General features: G+C 29.4%; 14 protein-coding genes, 7 tRNA genes, 1 riboswitch and 1 other annotated feature. Of the genes, 17 read left to right on the top strand and 4 right to left on the bottom strand.

Annotated features, from left to right (window positions below; translation table 11 throughout):
- Positions 1-64 precede the first annotated feature (64 nt).
- Complete coding sequence (locus tag ACQZHJ_RS15925; RefSeq protein ID WP_430486486.1) at positions 65-1,759, top strand: M3 family oligoendopeptidase; 1,695 nt, start codon at positions 65-67, stop codon at positions 1,757-1,759.
- A 52-nt stretch (positions 1,760-1,811) separates the two neighbouring features.
- Here the strand turns inward: ACQZHJ_RS15925 and thrS are convergent, their stop codons facing one another.
- Positions 1,812-3,743: a threonine--tRNA ligase gene (gene thrS / locus ACQZHJ_RS15920; RefSeq protein WP_430486485.1), complete on the bottom strand. Its 1,932-nt coding sequence runs from the start codon at positions 3,741-3,743 to the stop codon at positions 1,812-1,814.
- Between the two features lie 71 nt (positions 3,744-3,814).
- Positions 3,815-4,025, bottom strand: a binding site (T-box leader).
- Between the two features lie 251 nt (positions 4,026-4,276).
- Between thrS and ACQZHJ_RS15915 the strand changes: the two genes are divergently transcribed.
- The 3 genes from ACQZHJ_RS15915 to ACQZHJ_RS15905 all read left to right on the top strand — a co-directional run bounded on the left by ACQZHJ_RS15915 (position 4,277) and on the right by ACQZHJ_RS15905 (position 4,536).
- Positions 4,277-4,360, top strand: a tRNA-Leu gene (locus tag ACQZHJ_RS15915).
- A 7-nt stretch (positions 4,361-4,367) separates the two neighbouring features.
- Positions 4,368-4,441, top strand: a tRNA-Gly gene (locus ACQZHJ_RS15910).
- A 20-nt stretch (positions 4,442-4,461) separates the two neighbouring features.
- Positions 4,462-4,536, top strand: a tRNA-Gly gene (locus ACQZHJ_RS15905).
- A 137-nt stretch (positions 4,537-4,673) separates the two neighbouring features.
- On the opposite strand, the gene ACQZHJ_RS15900 is transcribed toward ACQZHJ_RS15905, so the two are convergent.
- A complete protein-coding gene (locus ACQZHJ_RS15900; protein ID WP_430486484.1) occupies positions 4,674-5,078 on the bottom strand; it encodes an HNH endonuclease in 405 nt (134 codons plus the stop codon).
- A gap of 193 nt (positions 5,079-5,271) precedes the next feature.
- Between ACQZHJ_RS15900 and ACQZHJ_RS15895 the strand changes: the two genes are divergently transcribed.
- The 7 genes from ACQZHJ_RS15895 to ACQZHJ_RS15865 all read left to right on the top strand — a co-directional run bounded on the left by ACQZHJ_RS15895 (position 5,272) and on the right by ACQZHJ_RS15865 (position 9,272).
- Complete coding sequence (locus ACQZHJ_RS15895) at positions 5,272-5,964, top strand: hypothetical protein (protein WP_430486483.1); 693 nt, start codon at positions 5,272-5,274, stop codon at positions 5,962-5,964.
- 106 nt (positions 5,965-6,070) lie between these two features.
- Positions 6,071-6,147 (top strand) — tRNA-Arg (locus ACQZHJ_RS15890).
- A gap of 3 nt (positions 6,148-6,150) precedes the next feature.
- Positions 6,151-6,225 (top strand) — tRNA-Gln (locus ACQZHJ_RS15885).
- A gap of 63 nt (positions 6,226-6,288) precedes the next feature.
- Positions 6,289-6,362 (top strand) — tRNA-Gly (locus tag ACQZHJ_RS15880).
- A gap of 62 nt (positions 6,363-6,424) precedes the next feature.
- A tRNA-Lys gene (locus tag ACQZHJ_RS15875) sits at positions 6,425-6,500 on the top strand.
- Positions 6,501-6,754: 254 nt separating this feature from the next.
- Entirely contained in the window at positions 6,755-7,597 is an 843-nt protein-coding gene (locus tag ACQZHJ_RS15870; RefSeq protein WP_430486482.1) for a pyridoxamine kinase, read from the top strand.
- Between the two features lie 89 nt (positions 7,598-7,686).
- Positions 7,687-7,850: riboswitch (SAM riboswitch) on the top strand.
- 102 nt (positions 7,851-7,952) lie between these two features.
- Positions 7,953-9,272: a Na+/H+ antiporter NhaC family protein gene (locus tag ACQZHJ_RS15865; protein ID WP_430486481.1), complete on the top strand. Its 1,320-nt coding sequence runs from the start codon at positions 7,953-7,955 to the stop codon at positions 9,270-9,272.
- Positions 9,273-9,408: 136 nt separating this feature from the next.
- On the opposite strand, the gene ispF is transcribed toward ACQZHJ_RS15865, so the two are convergent.
- Positions 9,409-9,885, bottom strand: a complete 477-nt coding sequence (gene ispF / locus ACQZHJ_RS15860) for a 2-C-methyl-D-erythritol 2,4-cyclodiphosphate synthase (RefSeq protein WP_430486480.1) — start codon at positions 9,883-9,885, stop codon at positions 9,409-9,411.
- A 362-nt stretch (positions 9,886-10,247) separates the two neighbouring features.
- Here ispF and ACQZHJ_RS15855 point away from each other — a divergent pair, with 362 nt between their 5' ends.
- The 3 genes from ACQZHJ_RS15855 to rluF all read left to right on the top strand — a co-directional run bounded on the left by ACQZHJ_RS15855 (position 10,248) and on the right by rluF (position 12,917).
- Entirely contained in the window at positions 10,248-10,901 is a 654-nt protein-coding gene (locus ACQZHJ_RS15855) for a class D sortase (protein ID WP_430486479.1), read from the top strand.
- 62 nt (positions 10,902-10,963) lie between these two features.
- Positions 10,964-11,980, top strand: a complete 1,017-nt coding sequence (locus ACQZHJ_RS15850) for an anti-sigma factor domain-containing protein (protein ID WP_430486478.1) — start codon at positions 10,964-10,966, stop codon at positions 11,978-11,980.
- A gap of 16 nt (positions 11,981-11,996) precedes the next feature.
- Positions 11,997-12,917: a 23S rRNA pseudouridine(2604) synthase RluF gene (rluF, locus tag ACQZHJ_RS15845; protein ID WP_430486477.1), complete on the top strand. Its 921-nt coding sequence runs from the start codon at positions 11,997-11,999 to the stop codon at positions 12,915-12,917.
- Positions 12,918-13,125: 208 nt separating this feature from the next.
- Here the strand turns inward: rluF and ACQZHJ_RS15840 are convergent, their stop codons facing one another.
- Positions 13,126-14,076, bottom strand: coding sequence for an alpha/beta hydrolase (locus tag ACQZHJ_RS15840; protein ID WP_430486476.1), 951 nt, complete (start codon positions 14,074-14,076; stop codon positions 13,126-13,128).
- Positions 14,077-14,178: 102 nt separating this feature from the next.
- On the opposite strand from ACQZHJ_RS15840, the gene ACQZHJ_RS15835 reads away from it, so the two are divergent.
- From ACQZHJ_RS15835 to ACQZHJ_RS15825, 3 genes are all read left to right on the top strand, one after another.
- Complete coding sequence (locus ACQZHJ_RS15835; protein ID WP_430486475.1) at positions 14,179-14,898, top strand: DUF3298 and DUF4163 domain-containing protein; 720 nt, start codon at positions 14,179-14,181, stop codon at positions 14,896-14,898.
- Between the two features lie 291 nt (positions 14,899-15,189).
- On the top strand, positions 15,190-16,566 hold the full coding sequence (locus tag ACQZHJ_RS15830) for an aldehyde dehydrogenase (protein WP_430486474.1): 1,377 nt from the start codon (positions 15,190-15,192) through the stop codon (positions 16,564-16,566).
- Positions 16,567-17,274: 708 nt separating this feature from the next.
- Positions 17,275-18,660: a glycoside hydrolase family 1 protein gene (locus ACQZHJ_RS15825; protein ID WP_430486473.1), complete on the top strand. Its 1,386-nt coding sequence runs from the start codon at positions 17,275-17,277 to the stop codon at positions 18,658-18,660.
- Positions 18,661-18,814: the final 154 nt, after the last annotated feature.

The raw sequence follows: 18,814 nt of genomic DNA, 5'->3' as shown, positions 1-18,814 counted from the left end.
TTGATAATAAATTTTTGTTGTGACAGAATTAAAGTATAGAAAAATATAACAAGGGGGCTAAAAAATGAAATTTGAGGATTTCAAGTATGAGAGACCTGATATAAGTAAATGTGGAAAAGAAGTAGAAAATCTTATTGTAACTTTAGGTGAGGCTAAAGATTTTGAAGAAGCTAAAAAGGTTATTAAAGATATAAATAAGATAAGAAATAATATTACTACAATGAATTCTATATGTGAAGTTAGACATACAATAAACACAGAAGATGAATTCTATAATGGAGAAAGTGAATTTTGGGATGAAAATGGTCCACTAGTAGAAGAAATAAATGATAAATTCTATAATGCATTATTAGAATCTAAATTTAAAGAGCAAATAGGTGAATATTATGGTGAGCCAATTATAAAAGGTGCAGAGTTTGCTAAAAAATGTTTCTCAAAAGAAATTATTGAGGATTTGAAGTTAGAAAATAAACTAGGAAGCCAATATCAAAAACTTATAGCTTCCGCAAAGATAATGTTTGATGGAGAGGAAAGAACTTTAGCACAACTAACTCCTTTTGTGACATCTGCTGATAGAGATGTTAGAAAAAGAGCATCAGAAGCAAAATATAAGTTTTTCCTTCATAATGAAGCTGAGATTGATAGAATATTTGATGAACTAGTAAAAGTTAGAACTAAAATAGCTAAGAAGCTTGGATATAATAACTTTGTTGAATTAGGATACATGAGAATGAATAGGTTTGACTATAACAAAGATATGGTTGAGAAGTTCAGAAAACAAGTAGAAGAGTATATTGTACCTATAAATAATAAATTATATGAAAGACAGGCTAAGAGACTTGGTCTTGATAAGTTAAGTTATTATGATGAGAAATTTGAATTCTTAAGTGGTAATCCAACTCCAAAAGGAGATTCAAAATGGATAGTTGAAAATGCCAAAGTAATGTATTCAGAACTTTCAAAAGAAACTAAGGAGTTCTTTGACTTCATGGTTGATAATGATTTAATGGATTTAGTAGCAAAGAAAGGTAAAGCTGCTGGTGGATATTGTACTAATTTCCCTGATTATAAAGCACCATTTATATTTTCAAATTTTAATGGTACTGCGGGAGATGTTGATGTATTAACTCATGAAGCTGGGCATGCATTCCAAAACTTTAGAAGTTCTTGGATTGAGATGCAAGAGTGTCAATGGCCAACTATGGAAAGTTGTGAAATACATTCAATGAGTATGGAATTCTTTGCATGGCCTTGGATGTATTTATTCTTTAAAGAAGATACAGATAAATATAAATTTTATCATTTAGGAAGTGCAGTTAAATTCATACCATATGGAATAACTGTAGATGAGTTCCAGCATTTTATATATGAAAATCCAGAAGCTACTCCTGAAGAGAGAAAAGCTGCATGGAGAAAAATAGAGAAAAAATATCTTCCTCATAAGGATTATTCAGAATGTGATTTCTTAGAAAGAGGAGGTTGGTGGTTCCAACAAAATCATATATTCTTATCACCATTTTATTATATTGATTACACATTAGCCCAAATATGTGCCCTTCAATTCTGGAAAAAAGATAGAGATAATCATGAAAAGGCATGGGAGGATTATTTAAATCTTTGCAATATAGGGGGAACAAAAACATTCTTAGGACTAGTAAACTATGCAAACTTAAAATCACCATTTGAAAATGGATGTGTAGAAAGTATAGTTGGAGAAGTGGATAAATATTTAAATAGTATAGATGATAGCAAATTTTAAATAACAAAAAAGAACTTGGATAATTCCAAGTTCTTTTTATTATAATCAAAGATTAGTTTTCTCTGTTAGCTATTTCTAATACAAGTCTGTTAACAAAGTCAGCTAAAGGCATAGCACCTTCTTCGCCATTTTTTCTGCTTCTTACAGAAACTTCTCTGTTTTCAGCTTCTTTTTCTCCAACAACTAAGATGTAAGGAGATCTTTCTAATCTAGCTTCTCTTATTTTGTATCCTATTTTCTCTGCTCTGTGGTCAGCTTCAACTCTAACGCCTCTTCTTCTTAACTCTTCTACAACTTCATTAGCGTAGTCAGCATATTTATCTGATAGAGGAAGAACTTTTGCTTGAACTGGAGCTATCCAAGTTGGAAGAGCACCTGCATATTTTTCTATAAGCATTGCTAATGTTCTTTCATAACATCCTATTGAACTTCTGTGAATGATATATGGACGTTTCTTTTCTCCATCTTTATCAATGTAGTACATTCCAAATCTTTCAGCTAAGGCGAAGTCTATTTGAATAGTTATGATTGTATCTTCTTTACCATGAACGTTCTTGAATTGGATATCAAGTTTTGGACCATAGAAAGCAGCTTCATCATCAGCTTCTGTGAAATCTATTTTTAAGTGATTTAATATTTCTCTCATTATATTTTGAGTATTTTCCCAAGCTTCAGGATCATTGATGTATTTTTCAGTATTGTTTGGATCCCATTTTGAGAATCTGTAAGTAATATCATCAGCTATTCCTAAAGTTTCCATAACGTACTTAACTAGATCAACAGTGTTTTTGAATTCATCTTCTAATTGCTCTGGAGTACATACTATATGACCATCAGCAAGAGTAAATTGTCTTACTCTTATAAGTCCATGCATTTCTCCTGAAGCTTCATTTCTGAATAGAGTAGAAGTTTCAGCAAATCTTACAGGTAAATCTCTGTAACTATGTTGAGTAGCATTGTATATTGCATATTGGAATGGGCAAGTCATAGGTCTTAAAGCAAATACTTCGTTATCAACCTCTTCATCACCTAAAACAAACATACCATCTTTATAGTGATCCCAGTGACCTGAAATTTTGTAAAGGTCGCTTTTAGCCATTAAAGGAGTTTTAGTTAAAACATATCCTCTTCTTTGCTCTTCATCTTCTATCCATCTTTGAAGAGTTTGGATTATTCTAGCTCCTTTTGGCATTAATAGAGGAAGTCCTTGACCAACATTTTCATCAGTAGTGAATATTCCTAATTCTCTACCTAATTTATTATGGTCTCTTTTCTTAGCTTCTTCTAAAGCTTCTAAGTAAGCATCTAATTCAGCTTTCTTAGGGAATGCAGTTCCATATACTCTTGAAAGCATTTTATTTTCCTCGTTACCTTTCCAGTAAGCACCAGTACATCTTAATAATTTAACAGCTTTTATTGGTTTAAGAGCCATTAAGTGAGGTCCAGCACATAAATCTACGAATTCACCTATTTGGTAGAATGAGATTACCTCATCTTCTGGAAGGTCATTTATAAGTTCAACTTTATAAGGTTCATCCTTCATAAGTTCTAAAGCTTCGTTTCTTGGAAGTTCAAATCTCTTTATTTCAGGATTTTCCTTAATTATTTTTTTCATTTCAGCTTCTAATTTGTTTAATTCCTCAGCTGTGAATGGTTTTTCTGTATCAAAGTCATAATAGAATCCATTATCTATTGATGGTCCTATAGCTAACTTATCTTGAGGGAATAATCTTTTAACAGCGGCAGCTAATACGTGAGAAGCTGTATGGTTAAAAGCATGTTGACCTTCCTTAGAATCGAAAGTACAGATAGCTAATTCACAATCCTCATTAACTGTGAATCTTAAATCCTCAACTTTTCCATTTATTAATCCGCAACATGCGTTTCTAGCTAATCCTTGGCTTATATCTTGAGCTATTTCAAGAATTGAAAGTCCAGCTTTAACTTCTTTAACTGAACCGTCTTTTAAAGTAATTTTTATCATATTAATTTCTCCTTTCATTTGATTACTATCTATTCATATAAAATAAAAAACTCTCGTCTCTTTTCAAATTGAAAAGGGACGAGAGTGTATATTCCCGTGGTTCCACCCAAATTGTACTTTATATAAAAGTACCACTTTAGTTAATCGTAACGTGATTAAAACGGACTTGATTAGAGTCACTCAGAGGTAGTTTTCAACTAATTCCATTTAAAAGTACTCACAGCTACTGTACTTTCTCTCTGAAAATGTACCGAAGTTTACTCGTCTCTTCAACGTATTAATATAATATGTACTTCTGATTATAAGTTTATTGGATTTGGATGTCAATGGATAATAATATAAAAATAATGTTATTTGCAATAATAAATTAGAATCTATAGATTTATTATGTTCAAAGATATTTTAGTATGACTTAAAAATATTATATGGAGAAATTTTATAGACTGTGATTATAAATTAAATTTAAAAAGAAAATTTTACAGAAAAATACTTGAAATGCAAAATTAAAAATATTATAATAATAGTATAGTTTTGCAGATGTGGCGGAATTGGCAGACGCACTAGACTTAGGATCTAGCGCCTTAGGCGTGGGGGTTCGACTCCCTTCATCTGCACCAAAACTAAGCGGGTGTAGTTCAATGGTAGAACACCAGCCTTCCAAGCGGGATACCCGGGTTCGATTCCCGGTACCCGCTCCATTTATGAAAAAAATAAATATGCGGGAGTGACTCAATGGTAGAGTGTCACCTTGCCAAGGTGAAAGTTGCGGGTTCGAGTCCCGTCTTCCGCTCCATAGTAAAGCAACTGAGATTTCAGTTGTTTTTTTGTGCTTTTAATAATTTTTCTAAAAAATAATATAACGTAATATATACAAACCAACATACAAATTAATTACAAAAAAAGCTAACAAGAGTTATTTTCTTGTTAGCTTTAAATACAACTAATTGCTTTTTGCAATATAAAATCTTCTATATATTCTTCTGAATAAATCTTTTTTCCCATAAGTCTAAATATTAAATCATCTTTAGAGTAGCCTTCTTTAAATAGTTTAAGGTCTTTAGTAAGTTTTTTTAGTGAACCAGGTGTAAGACCAAGCATTTTCTTAACCTCATTTCCTGTATAAAAATCCTTTTTAAAAAGTTCAAAAAGGTTATTTTGCATTTCAAGTTTATATTTTAAATCAATGACCTTATCTCTATGAGGACCACTTTTAGAACGGTGGTGTTTTCTGCATAAATATTTATAGTTTAAATTGAAATCTAGACCACCTTTTGATTTATGAACTATGTGGTGAACATCTGCATAATCACCGCAAATTTCACAATAATAAGACATATAATCCTCCTCACTTTTTTATATACCCATTTATAGTACTAAAATAGCATAAAAAATAGGTTTTATCAATATAAGTAAGGTATTTAGAACTATATGAGGATATATAAGGAAATATAGTTTTTTTTAAGCTTTGATGTAACAAAAAGTTAACAATATAATTAAAGTATAACGTATATACAAAGGGGGTTTTGCAATGCGTAACTTATTTCATCAAAAATTTAAACAAGAAGAAAATCCCGAAAAGTTTTGGGGTGAGTTAATAAGAAAAAATGAAACCCTAAAAGGTAGAATGTTCAAAAATGAACCTATAACTGAAGATACAAAATATCTACATTATGTGATATTTAATAGAAATGTTGGAATACAAAATGTTTGGGTAATGGTTCCAAACTTTAATCGCTTAGTACAATTTATTCAATACGTTTTTATGCCAGAAGCCTATTATAAATGGGTTGAAGGTAAGAAAAAATTAATAACACATATACCATCAATTGATGTTGAAAAAATAGTTTCTATGATAAATAGTAAAGCTAGTGAAGAAGATAAGAAGAAAATGAAAAATGATATTGCAGCCTTAAAAAAAATAAATGGGTTAAGTGCTGATAATGGAATGAGAAAGTTAAGAATCTTTTGTAGTAGATTTAACAACAACTGGCTTGGAGATGACGATGAATTTTTATATATAAAAGTTTTTAATAATGCTGAACAATTAGGAAAATTCGTTGTTGATACTAATTTACAAACTGATTGTGAGAAATGCTATGAAGAAACTATAGGAATGACTGCTGAAGAATGGTTTAAAGTATGTGCTAATGCTCATAAAAATAAAGAAGATGAAGCAATATTTAAAAAAGTATTATTCAAATATTTGGAAGATGTTGTTTAAAATCAACACGCTTAGTATTAATTAAAATAAAATTATAAAAATAATATAAAAAAATGTTGACATATTAAAAAGAAATATGTATAATAATTTTTGTTGATTCAAGTTTGTATCTTTAGCTCAGCTGGATAGAGCAACGGCCTTCTAAGCCGTGGGTCAGGGGTTCGAATCCCTTAAGGTACACCATACTGGGATATCGCCAAGCGGTAAGGCAACGGACTTTGACTCCGTCATTCGCAGGTTCGAATCCTGCTATCCCAGCCAAATTTTTTATGGAAAAACTTGTTGACAATATATTAACAATATGTTAATATATAAACATACTAAGCGGGTGTAGTTCAATGGTAGAACACCAGCCTTCCAAGCTGGATACCCGGGTTCGATTCCCGGTACCCGCTCCATTTTTTAACTATGACTGTAAATTTATTCAATAATAGTTAAGAAGTTAAATAAAAGTAAATATGCACCATTAGCTCAGTTGGTAGAGCACCTGACTCTTAATCAGGGAGTCCAGGGTTCGAATCCCTGATGGTGCACCAAGCATCGCTTAACTTAAGCGATGCTTTTTTTTATAAAAAGATATTACTTTAGATAAAGTTATATAGATCTTTTTATGAAATAACATCTAATTTTCAATAATATTTTATTTTAAGTGAGTAGTTATTTTCAGTTATATCTTAAGACATAACTTTGAAGGGGATATAATAGAATCGATACATTTGATATAACTTTAAGTAAACAATATAATATTAAAGAATAAAATTTTTGTGGATATTTGAAGGGAGATAAATATATGAGACCAATGAAGAAGGTAGCTGCAATACATGATATTTCATGTTATGGAAGAGCAGCTTTGGCAACTATAATTCCTATATTATCTTCAATGGGAAATCAAGTTTGTCCACTTCCTACTGCAGTATTATCAACGCATACAGATGGATTTGGAAAACCAGCTATTAGAGGATTAAGTGATTTTATATATGAAACAAAAAATCATTGGAAAAAACTAAATTTAGATTTTCAATGTATATATAGTGGATATTTAGCAGATCCAAAGCAAGTTAAATTTGTTGAGGATTTTATAAAAGATTTTAAAGAAAATGATACTTTAGTGGTTATAGATCCAGTTATGGCTGATAACGGAAAGTTATATGATGGAATGGATGAAAAAATGATTGATGAGATGCGAATCTTAATAAAAAGTGCAGATATAATAACTCCAAATATAACAGAGGCTACTTTACTTTTAGGAAGAGAATACAAAGAGGATTTAACTAAGGAAGAAGTAAAAGATTTCTTAATTTCTTTGAGTAAATTAGGTCCTAAAATAAGCATAATAACAAGTGTTCCTAGCATAAAAGGAAAAGAATATATTGATACTGTTCTTTATGATAAAGAGGAAAATATGTTTTACACATATTCTCATAAAAAAATAGATGCTTTTTATTGCGGAACTGGAGATGCTTTTGCTTCACTTTTAATTGGTGGAGTATTAAGAGGCGAATCTATAGAAGAATCTCTGGGAAAAGCTTGTGATTTTATAGCTGAAGCTATTGAATATAGTGAACAATTTGACTATCCACCAAATGAAGGAATAGCTTTAGAAAGCTTATTATATAAATTAGTAAACAAATAATCATTAAATGAATAAAATGTTAAAAAGTGCAAAATATCATTGACATTGAAAAAGTAGCATGATACTATTTAGAAAATAAAATTTAATAAATCTTATCAAGAGAGGTGGAGGGACTGGCCCTGTGAAACCCAGCAACCGGTAATTCTTTGCGGTTAAACTATACTGATTTTAAAAAGTTTAGATTCAGTAATATTTTGTTGTGCAAAGATTTATAGCGGTGCTAAATCCTGCGGTAGAAACTGAGAGATAAGAAAACGAATCTGTAAGAATAATAACTTCTATCTAAGGATAGGAGTTTTTTTATTTTGTAGGATAAATAAAGATAGGTTTATTAAATAGATTAGGAGGAGAGAAAATGAAAAAAGAAGGTAAATTTTCAGCATTATTACCATTAATAATTTTTGTAGCAATCTATTTAGGAACTTCAATTTTGATGAAGGATTTTTACTCAGTATCTGTTTTAGTTCCAGGAATAATAGCAGCTTTAGTTGGTATTTTCATGAATAGAAAGAATGGAATTGAGAAGAATATAGAGACTTTTTGTAAGGGGGCTGGAAACAGTAATATAATTTTAATGTGTCTAATATTTATATTAGCAGGCGCTTTTGCAGAAGTAGCAAAGAATATGGGAGCAGTTGAATCAACTGTTAATTTAGGATTATCAATATTACCTCAAAACATACTTATAGCAGGTATATTCCTAATAGCATCATTTATAGCTATATCCTTAGGAACATCAATGGGAACAATAGCTGCTATAGCACCAATAGCTATGGGGATAGCAGAAAAAACAAATATAGGATTACCTTTGATTGTTGGAGCAGTAGTCGGTGGAGCAATGTTTGGGGACAATCTATCAATGATTTCTGATACAACAATAGCAGCTACTAAAACTCAAGGGTGTGAAATGAGAGATAAATTTAAGGTCAATTTTAAAGTTGTTTTACCAGCAGCAATCTTAGTTGTAATAGCTTATGCTTTCCTAGGAAGTGGAGCAGATGTTTCTATGGCTGGAAACTATGAGTATAGTTTAATAAAGGTTGTACCTTACTTAGGAATATTAGTAGCAGCATTAATGGGGGTTAATGTAATAGCTATATTATCAGGTGGAATAGTTTTAGCTGGTGGAATAGGATTTTTAACAGGATCTATGAGTATTAAAATATTCTTTGATTCAATTTCAGCTGGGGTTGCTGGAATGAGTGAACTTATATTAATTTCAATAATAATTGGGGGAATTGTTGAAATTATAAAAGAGAATGGCGGAATAGATTATGTGTTAAATTTAGTTACTAAGAGGATTAATGGCAAAAGAGGGGCAGAATTTGGTGTTGGTTTATTAGTAAGTTTAGTTGATGCATGTACAGCTAATAACACTATAGCTATAGTAACAGTAGGACCTTTAGCTAAAGATATTTCAGATAAGTATAATTTAGATTCAAAAAGAGTTGCAGGAATATTAGATATGTTTTCATGTTCTGTTCAAGGAATAATACCTTATGGAGCACAATTAATGTCAGCAGCAGCTTTAACTGGATTAACTTCATTTGAAATAATGAAATTTTTATTCTATCCTTACTTAATGGGAATAAGTGCAATAATATTTATAGCATTTTTCCAAAAGAAAGAAGTTACAGTACCAAGTGCTGACTTAGATGTTGCAGTAACTCAATAATTTTATAGCAATAAGCACTTAAAGGGGATAATTATATATGGAAAAAACTGTGGATAAGATTTGGGGCAATCTTATCCACAGTTTTTTATTTTAGATTATGTTTTAAGTAAGTGTTGATTTAAAACATAGTCTTATTTTATATTTGTTTAGTTATAAGACAAATACTTTGAGAAGATATACCTTCACCTGAACCAGTGAAGCCAAGACCTTCTTCTGTTGTAGCTTTAACATTTATTTGATCTAAATCTATTTTTAATGCTTTAGCTATATTTTCTCTCATTTTAGGAATATGCGGAGCCATCTTAGGTCTTTGAGCTATTATTGTTGCATCTATATTTGAGATTTTATAATTATTTTTATATAAAAGTTCACCAACAAACTCTAGTAATTTTATGCTATCTGCACCTTTATATTTGGGATCAGTATCTGGGAAGTGCTTACCTATATCACCAAGGGCAGAAGCTCCTAAAAGTGAATCCATAATAGCATGTAATAAAACATCTGCATCAGAGTGACCTAAAAGCCCTTTTTCATAAGGGATTTTAACTCCTCCAAGGATTAAATCTCTTTTTTCAACAAGTTTATGTACATCGTACCCCATACCTATTCTCATCTTAATCACCTCTTTAAAATATGGCTTTGTTTTAAGTGAGTGTTGATTTCTAATTATATCTAGAAAGTAACAACGGTTTAAAACAGAGCGTTAAATAAAATACTTTATGATTAATTATATAGAATTATAAATCTCATATCAAAGTCTAATATATTATATTTTGATATGAGATTTATTAAGTTACATTAAAAAAGAAAATTTGTTTGTAACAAAAGCAGTATTATATTAAAGTAAAATTAGTTTATGGGCATAAATCAAATAATTGTAAAAGATATATTATACCTCTTAAAATTTTATATAGATATAATATGTGCTATGGTATAATAAAAGGGCAAAATTAAATAGAAAGGGTGTATTGAGAAGTGTGGGGAAAAATTAGAAATATTCTAGGAATTTTTCTGATTGTTGTTGGAGTAGGTCTTATAGGTGTAACCATTTGGATGAGATACGATACTTATAAGCAACAACAGGCTGTATTAGAAAGTTTTAAAAGCTTAACTTTTGATGTTCCTGAGGGTGAAGAACAAGAAGATGCTAAGTTGAATGAAGAGGGAACAGCGAAAGAAAAACTTAATGCTAATGCAGAAGAAGCAAGTACTAAAAAACCTTCAAAAGCCAAACTTGAAGAGGGTGATGGGATTGGTATATTAAGTATTCCTAAGATTGATTTAGAAATAGGAATAATAGAAGGTGTTAGATATGAAGACATAAAATATGTTGTTGGACACTTTCCAGGAGCGCCAATGCCAGGTGAAAAAGGTAATTTTGCAATAGCTGGTCATAGAATGTCTTACTTTGGAGAAGCTTTTAAAGAAATTGATAAGCTTGAAAAAGGGGACAAGGTTTATGTAACTTATAATGGTAAGAAATATACTTATGAAGTAACTGATATGTATCAAGTTACTCCAAGTGAAACAGAGGCTTTAAATCCAACTGATGATGCCACTATGACTATAGTTACATGTACTATTGATGCTAAGAATAGAGTAATAGTAAAAGGAAAATTAGTAGAATAAGACTGGGTTTTTGCCTTAGTCTTATTTTTTGTAAAATATATAAATAAAGGAGTTTGGAGAAGGTGAGTGAAGTAACTTTCAGACGAGATAAGTATATTTTTTCAAGTAGAAATATTAAAAAGAATTTAGATAAGGCTGCTTTGAAAAAAGAAATTTCTGTTTTCTTAAAGGAGCTAAGAAGTTTTAAAGTTGATATTAAAAATTTAACTTCTGAATTTTATAATATTGAAGAAAGAAATTTAATACTTAACATAGCATATTACTTGGTAGATGAGGAGGTTCTCTTAAGAAAGATTCTAAATAGAAGAGAACTAAGTACAAAAGTTATAGCCAAAAAAACTGGATTTAGTAATGAAAAGATAGTTAAATGGTCAGACTATATAATTGCATATATGATTTTACTATATAGTGCTGACTATACCAATTTGGCAACATACTTAAATATAACTTTTAAGGATTTAGAAGCTCTTGCAGTTATAAAGGGTTCTAATGGAGAAGAGGTTATTTATAAAGGTTTAGTCATTAAAGAGGGCAAAAAAAGTACTATAATAATGACTAAGGATGGTCAATTTGTAAGAATAAAAACAAGATGTGAAGATAAAGTTGGAGAAGAGCTTTCTGGTAAGGAAAAGAAGACTTTAAAGCATTATAGAAAAATAATAGTAAGTACAATATTAATATTAGCTGTACTTATTGGAGGATATACATATATCTATAAGCAACAAGAAACTACTATTTTAATACAAGGAACTTCTAAGGTGAAATTAGGATTAAATAGATTTGATAGAGTAGTTTATAGTTATTCTCCTACTGAAAAAGGAAGAATATTAGTAACGGAATTAGATTTAGATAACTATAAATTTGAAGAGGGTATGATTGCAGTCTTAAAAGGTTTTGAGAAAGAAGAAATGATGCCTCCAAATAGAGTTGTTAATGTTTATATAACAGGAGAAATGGTTGATACTGTTGATTTAAATAAGGTTATGGAATATGTAGATCAAGTTAATAATGACAAGATACCTACTAATAACTTTAAAATAAAAATAAATAATTCAGGATATGAAAAGAAAAATAATTAGGAAAGGATTATTTATAGTGAGTAAAATAGCTAAAAAGAACAATAGAAAAGAAAGAAGCTTTTCTAATAAACCAAAGCAAAGAGGAGATAAAAGATCTCAAAGTAAAAAGAATACTGAGCAAAAGCCAATAAGCAAAAGTAAGCCAAAGTTTGCAAAGAAGGCTTCAGAAAAGAATACAGTCATTATTTCAAATAAGAGTGAAGTAAGAGATGAAGTAAGATTAAATAAGTACATAAGTGAAACTGGAATCTGTTCTAGAAGAGAAGCTGATAAGCTTATAGAACAAGGAAGAGTAAAGGTTGATGGAGTTAAAGCATCAACAGGAACTAAAGTTTCAAAAGGGCAAGTTGTTTCAGTTGATGGAAAGCCATTAAAGGTTGACAATGAGTTAGTTTACATAGCTTTAAACAAACCCGTTGGAATAACTTGTACTACTGAAAGTAAAGTAAAAGGAAACATAGTTGACTTTGTTAATCATGAGAAAAGAATTTTCCCAATAGGAAGATTAGATAAGGATTCACAAGGATTAATTTTCATGACTAATGATGGTGATATAGTAAATAAAATTCTAAGAGCAGGAAATAATCATGAAAAAGAATATGTTGTTACTGTAGATAAACCAATAACTGATAGTTTTATAAAAGGTATGAGTAATGGAGTTCCTATATTAGGCACAGTGACAAAGAAGTGTTTTGTTAAAAAAGAAGGTAAATTTGTTTTTAGAATAATATTAACTCAAGGATTAAATAGACAGATTAGAAGAATGTGTGAGCATTTTGGATATGAAGTTAAAAAATTAGAAAGACTTAGAATTATGAATGTAAGCTTAGGGAAACTAAAAATGGGCTCATGGAGATATTTAACTAGAAAAGAGTTAGATGAAATAAATAGACTTACATCATCTTCAGTAAAAACAGAAGAGGCATCAAGAGTTTAAACTTAGAAAGAGTATAAATAGATTGCAAAAAGGATTATATTTCTTTAATTCTATTTATACTCTTTATTTTTTTATAACTATTTTTATTTGACTTTATTTTAAACTAGTGTTGATTTTGGAATAGACAATAGAAACGCTTTGCGAAGTTAAGTAAGTCTTAAGGCCTAGCTAAAATCAACACTCACTTAAAACATAACAACTATTAGGGCTATAGCTCTATTCCTTGAAGGGATAGGGCTTTTTCTATGAAGGAAATTACTTTTTCTTCGTAAAGTTTTTTGTTTACTTCAAGAGCTTCAGCGTGAGCGGCTCCTTCTACTAGATAAAGTTCTTTATACCCAGTTGTTTTTGATTCAAATAGATCTATGGCCATATACCAAGGGACAAAATAATCTTCTTTTCCGTGAATAAACATCATTGGAAGTTTAGATTTTGAAACTATATCTATAGGGACTACTTGTCTCATTGAGAATTTTGCTTTAGCTTTCATGAACCAATCTGCAAAAAATAAGCCGGGATATAACAGTTTTCTAACTAGATTGTTTTTGAAAGTATGGGTTATTTGAAACTTAGAAAGTTCAAAGAAATTTGAATAACCACAGTCTTCTATAGCAAATTTTATGGAATTACTTAATGGAAGAGTCTCCATAACAGTTCCAGCACCCATTGATTCTCCATGAAGTCCTAATATTATATCTTGTCCAAATTTGGACTTTAAGTATTCAATCCACATATTTAAATCATACTTTTCAAAGAATCCAAAGGAAGAATATTTCCCTTCACTTTTACCATGTCTTCTTTGATTTATTATAAGTACATTAAATCCATGTCTATAAAAAATGTCAAAGTATTTTAATGAACCAACATAACATATAGAAATACCATGAGCTAAGATAATAAATTTATTTGTAGGTTTTTCATTCATTATTAAAGTTGCTTTTAAGTTCAAGCCATCAAAAGATTTTAGTGTTATTTCTTCTTTTTCAGCAGAATCATATAATTCTTTGTCAAAAAGTTTTTTCTTAATATAAGTGTTGCAACTTTTGTCTATATCATGAAGCTTTCTTGTTACAGTTGATTTAAAAATATAGATTCCTACAGCTGAAAAGAAAGCTATAATAAGGACTAAAATAATGGCTAATAAAATAATATATTTCATATTTATCCTCCTTAATAAATTTTTCTGAAATTAAACTCTATACATAATTATATCATCTAAGAGAAAAATAATATAAGCTAACTATGAATTGGAGGTATAATTATGCGATTTAAGAAGTTCTATATAATATTTATATTGATTTTAAGTTTTTTTGCAACTAGTGTTTTGGCAGAAAATTTAAATAAGGTAAAGGTTATAGAAAAATCTATTGAAGAAAATACAGAGAAATATGAGGTGAAAGTAAAATATCCAGTGATTGTAGAAGGAAATGAAGAAGTTCTAAACAAAATAAATAATAGAATAGAAAAATATACTTTGGATTGGATTAATGATATTAAGCTTTTAGGTGAAGAGTATAGTAAAGAATATGAAAAGACAGGCAGTGAGATGCCTAAGATGGAGGCTTATAGTCTTTATGAAGTTTATGATACTGAAGACATAATAAGTATTCCGGCTACATACTATCAATATACAGGTGGAGCACATGGATTAACAACTAAATTAACATATAACTATGATTTGAATACAGGAAAAGAAGTTAGGCTAAATGATTTATTTAAAAAGGACTTTGACTATAAGAGTATAATGAATGAAATTATAAGAAACGATATAGCCAAAGAGCCTAGCATATATTTTGAAAATGGAGCATTGTTTAAAGGAGTGAATGAAAATCAAGCTTATTATTTAAGTAGAGATGGTATAATAATTTACTTTCAACAATACGAAATAGCACCCTATGCTTCTGGAATAAGAGAATTTAAAATACCTTATAATGTTTTAAATGAAGGTTTAGTTTATAATTTGAGCAATAAGTCTGTATAAATAAAAAATATAGGATTTGTTTTAATTAGGAATTGATTTCTAATTATATCTATAAATTAATGATGGTTTAAAACAGAGTCAAAATATAAAATGAGTTATATCAAACAAGGTTTTGTTAAGTTTGATATAACTCTATTTTTATTAATAGACTTATTTTGAGGTGGTAGTAATTTTTGTAATCTATTCAAAGCATATATAATTAAAATTTGCTTAAAGCAGAATATATTTATGAGTTTTTAAAGAGTGAAAATAGGATTATAATATAGTAAAAGTAGGAAGAGAGGGTTTTTTATGAGAACATTAAAAGAAAAAATAAATATACAAAAAGAATATTTTGCTATTAATGAAACTAAAGATATAAATTTTAGAATAAATAAACTTAAAAAACTAAGAGATGTTTTAAAAAGCAAAGAAAAGGAAGTTTTAGAAGCATTAAATAAGGATTTGAGGAAGTCTGAGTTTGAAGGTTATATAACAGAAGTTTCAATGGTTTATGATGAAATAAATACTCAAATAAAAAATATAAAAAAGTGGAGTAAGAGAAGGAGCGTTAAAACTCCTTTAGTACAAATTCCGGCAAGAAGTTTTGTACAATTAGAACCATATGGAACAGTTTTAATAATTGGACCATTTAATTATCCATTTATGCTAACTATGTGTCCACTTATTGGAGCAATAGCAGCTGGTAATACTGTAGTATTAAAAGTTTCAGAGCATGCCATGAAAACAGCAAATGTTATTAAGGAAATTTTGGAAGAGGCTTTTGAAGAAAAATATGTGTTATGGGTTGATCCTACAGGAGGAAAATTTGTGGTTGAAGAGCTTTTAAGTGAGAAGTTTGATTATATATTCTTTACTGGAAGTGCTATGGTTGGGAAAATAGTAATGAAGGCAGCAGCTGAAACTCTAACTCCAGTAACTTTAGAACTAGGCGGGAAAAGTCCGTGTATAGTTGATAAAGATTGCAAGGTTAATCTTGCTGCTAAAAGAATAGTTTGGGGAAAATGTATGAATTCTGGACAAACTTGTGTAGCACCAGATTATATATATGTACATAAAGATATTGCAGAAAAATTTTTAGAAAGTCTAAAGAAAGAAATAAAATCTCAGTTTGGAGAAAATGCTTTAGAATCGAAAGATTATTCTGCAATGGTTAATGAAGGAGAATTTGATAGGGTTTTATCATACATAGATGAAGGTAAATTAGTTTTTGGAGGAAAATACAAAAGAGAAACTTTACAGATAGAACCTACTATTTTATATGATGTAAAATGGACAGACAAGGTTATGGAAAGAGAAATTTTTGGACCAATATTACCAATACTTATTTTTGACGAGTTAGATGAAGTAATTAAAGTGGTTAATAGTCATGAAAAACCATTAGCTTTATATTATTTTTCAGAAGATAAAAATAAGATTAATACTGTACTAAATAGTACTTCTTCTGGAGGTGTAACTATAAATGATACTTTAGTTCACGTTTCTTCAGTTTATCTTCCATTTGGAGGTGTGGGGAATAGTGGTATGGGAGAATACCATGGAAAATATAGCTTTGATTTATTTTCAAATAAGAAGGGTGTTATGGATAGAAAAACATTCTTAGATTTGAATATTAGGTATGCTCCTTTCCAAAATAAGTTAACAATCATTAAAAAAATCATGAAATAAGTGAAAAATGGATGAATATGATTGGTTTTGTATGGAAATGATTCAAAAAGTTATGTATAATATACTTAAAGATTGTATATGTTTTCAATGAGCGGATTAAATAAAGTCGTATAAAATATAAAAAATAGTGTTCAATTTATTTTAGAAAAAAACTTTATAGGAGTACAATCTTTGAAAGTTACGTCTATGTACTAATGCCTGTTATTTAATAGATGAACTTCTAATTAATCAAAAAATTTTATAATAACATAGTGGAAATTAAGTTTTTGAACTATATGATTTGGGGGAGTCTTATAGGAAGATTACAATTGAAATTATGATTAAACTTTATTTTAAACTTAATTGTTATATTGTTCTTACATGAATTTTTATAGCTTCGACGGGGAAGAAGTTATAGTGTATCTTTCAGCTTATGATAGATATTAGGGTATTTATATTGAGAAATTATTTTTATTAATTATTGAATTTTGAGAGAATTTTATTAAATATGGTCAACAAAGGGGACGTTTTAAGTTTAAATTGAAGTTTATAATTTTATAAGGTATATTGATTTAATAGAAAAAGGTCTAAGCAAGTTTTGCTTAGACCTTTTTCTTTAATTTATCCACTGTTTATGGAATTAATCAATAATAGAACTATAGAAAAAAATAGATTTAAAATATACAATTAAATAAAGAAAAAGTTTACAAAGGTATAGGGGGCTTTAAAATGAAATATAATTTCCCAAAAAACTTTTGGTGGGGAGCTGCAACTTCAGGACCTCAATCAGAAGGAAGATTTAATAAAAAACATAATAATGTATTTGATCATTGGTTTGATATACAACCAGAATTATTCCACAATGGAGTAGGGCCAGATGTAGCATCAAATTTTTATAATAGCTATAAAGAAGACTTAGGAATGTTAAAAGAGATTGGATTAAATTCTTTTAGAACATCAATACAATGGACAAGATTAATAAAAGATTTTGAAACTGGTGAGCCAGATGAAGATGCAATAAGATTTTATAATGGTGTTATAGATGAGTGTATTGCTAACGGAATTGACATAATAATGAATTTACATCATTTTGACCTTCCAGTAGAATTATATGATAAATATGGTGGATGGGAATCAAAGCATGTTGTAGAGTTATTTGCTAAATTTGCAAAAACTGCATTTGAGTTATTTGGAGATAGAGTTAAGAAATGGGCTACGTTTAATGAGCCTATAGTTATAATAGAAGGACAATATTTATATAAATGGCATTATCCTTGTATAGTTGATGGAAAAAGAGGAGTTCAAGCGGCCTATAATATAGCTTTAGCGTCAGCAAGAGCAGTAGAAGAATATAGAAAATTAGGACAAGACGGTGAGATTGGTATAATAGTTAACTTAACACCAGCTTATCCTAGAAGTGAGTCCAAAGAAGACTTAAGAGCAGCAGAAATTGCTAATGCTTTCTTCAATGAATTATTCTTAGATCCAGCAACTAAAGGAGAATTCCCTAAAAACTTAGTTGAAGTTTTAGAATCAGATAATGTTATATGGAATTCAACTGAGGAAGAATTAGAGATTATAAAAAATAATACTGTTGATTTCCTAGGAGTAAACTACTATCAACCAAGAAGAGTTAAGGCTAGAGATGAGAAATATGTAGGAGAAACTTGGGCACCAGAAATATATTTTGATAATTATGATATGCCAGGAAAGAGAATGAATCCACATAGAGGATGGGAGATATACCCTAAGGCAATCTATGATATAGCTAAAAATGTTCAAGAGAACTATGGAAATATAAAATGGTTCATTTCAGAAAATGGAATGGGTGTTGAAGGTGAAGAGAAGTTTAAAAATGCTGATGGAATAGTAGAAGATGATTATAGAATTGAATTTATAATAGAGCATTTAGAGTGGCTTCATAAAGCAATGGGAGAAGGCTCAAACTGCGTTGGATATCACTTATGGACTCCAATTGATTGTTGGTCATGGTTAAATTCGTATAAGAATAGATATGGATTTATAGCTTTAGACTTAGAAACTCAAAAGAAAACTATCAAGAAATCAGGTAGATGGATAAAAGAAGTTTCTGAGAATAATGGTTTCGAAAACTAGTTTTTTATAAGCTTGCAATTAAATTAATATGAGTGTTTTTAAGGCATTATTACATAGTTTAGAAAATTTTGTAGTAATGTCTTAAATTTTTTTTGTACTCACATATTGAACTTTTTTTACATAAAATAGACTATAACAATTAACGGAGTTGAAG

It is taken from the genome of Clostridium sp. B9, from assembly GCF_050509515.1.
Classification (GTDB): Bacteria; Bacillota; Clostridia; order Clostridiales; family Clostridiaceae; genus Sarcina.
Note: the sequence above shows the minus strand (reverse complement) of the source record. Positions and strands in the feature narration are given on the sequence as shown.

Bases quoted from the DNA above. Each gene is read 5' to 3' on its own strand.
- ACQZHJ_RS15925 (WP_430486486.1), top strand. From the start codon at position 65: ATGAAATTTGAGGATTTCAAGTATGAGAGACCTGATATAAGTAAATGT.
- thrS (WP_430486485.1), bottom strand. From the start codon at position 3,743: ATGATAAAAATTACTTTAAAAGACGGTTCAGTTAAAGAAGTTAAAGCT.
- ACQZHJ_RS15900 (WP_430486484.1), bottom strand. From the start codon at position 5,078: ATGTCTTATTATTGTGAAATTTGCGGTGATTATGCAGATGTTCACCAC.
- ACQZHJ_RS15895 (WP_430486483.1), top strand. From the start codon at position 5,272: ATGCGTAACTTATTTCATCAAAAATTTAAACAAGAAGAAAATCCCGAA.
- ACQZHJ_RS15870 (WP_430486482.1), top strand. From the start codon at position 6,755: ATGAGACCAATGAAGAAGGTAGCTGCAATACATGATATTTCATGTTAT.
- ACQZHJ_RS15865 (WP_430486481.1), top strand. From the start codon at position 7,953: ATGAAAAAAGAAGGTAAATTTTCAGCATTATTACCATTAATAATTTTT.
- ispF (WP_430486480.1), bottom strand. From the start codon at position 9,885: ATGAGAATAGGTATGGGGTACGATGTACATAAACTTGTTGAAAAAAGA.
- ACQZHJ_RS15840 (WP_430486476.1), bottom strand. From the start codon at position 14,076: ATGAAATATATTATTTTATTAGCCATTATTTTAGTCCTTATTATAGCT.
- ACQZHJ_RS15835 (WP_430486475.1), top strand. From the start codon at position 14,179: ATGCGATTTAAGAAGTTCTATATAATATTTATATTGATTTTAAGTTTT.
- ACQZHJ_RS15830 (WP_430486474.1), top strand. From the start codon at position 15,190: ATGAGAACATTAAAAGAAAAAATAAATATACAAAAAGAATATTTTGCT.
- ACQZHJ_RS15825 (WP_430486473.1), top strand. From the start codon at position 17,275: ATGAAATATAATTTCCCAAAAAACTTTTGGTGGGGAGCTGCAACTTCA.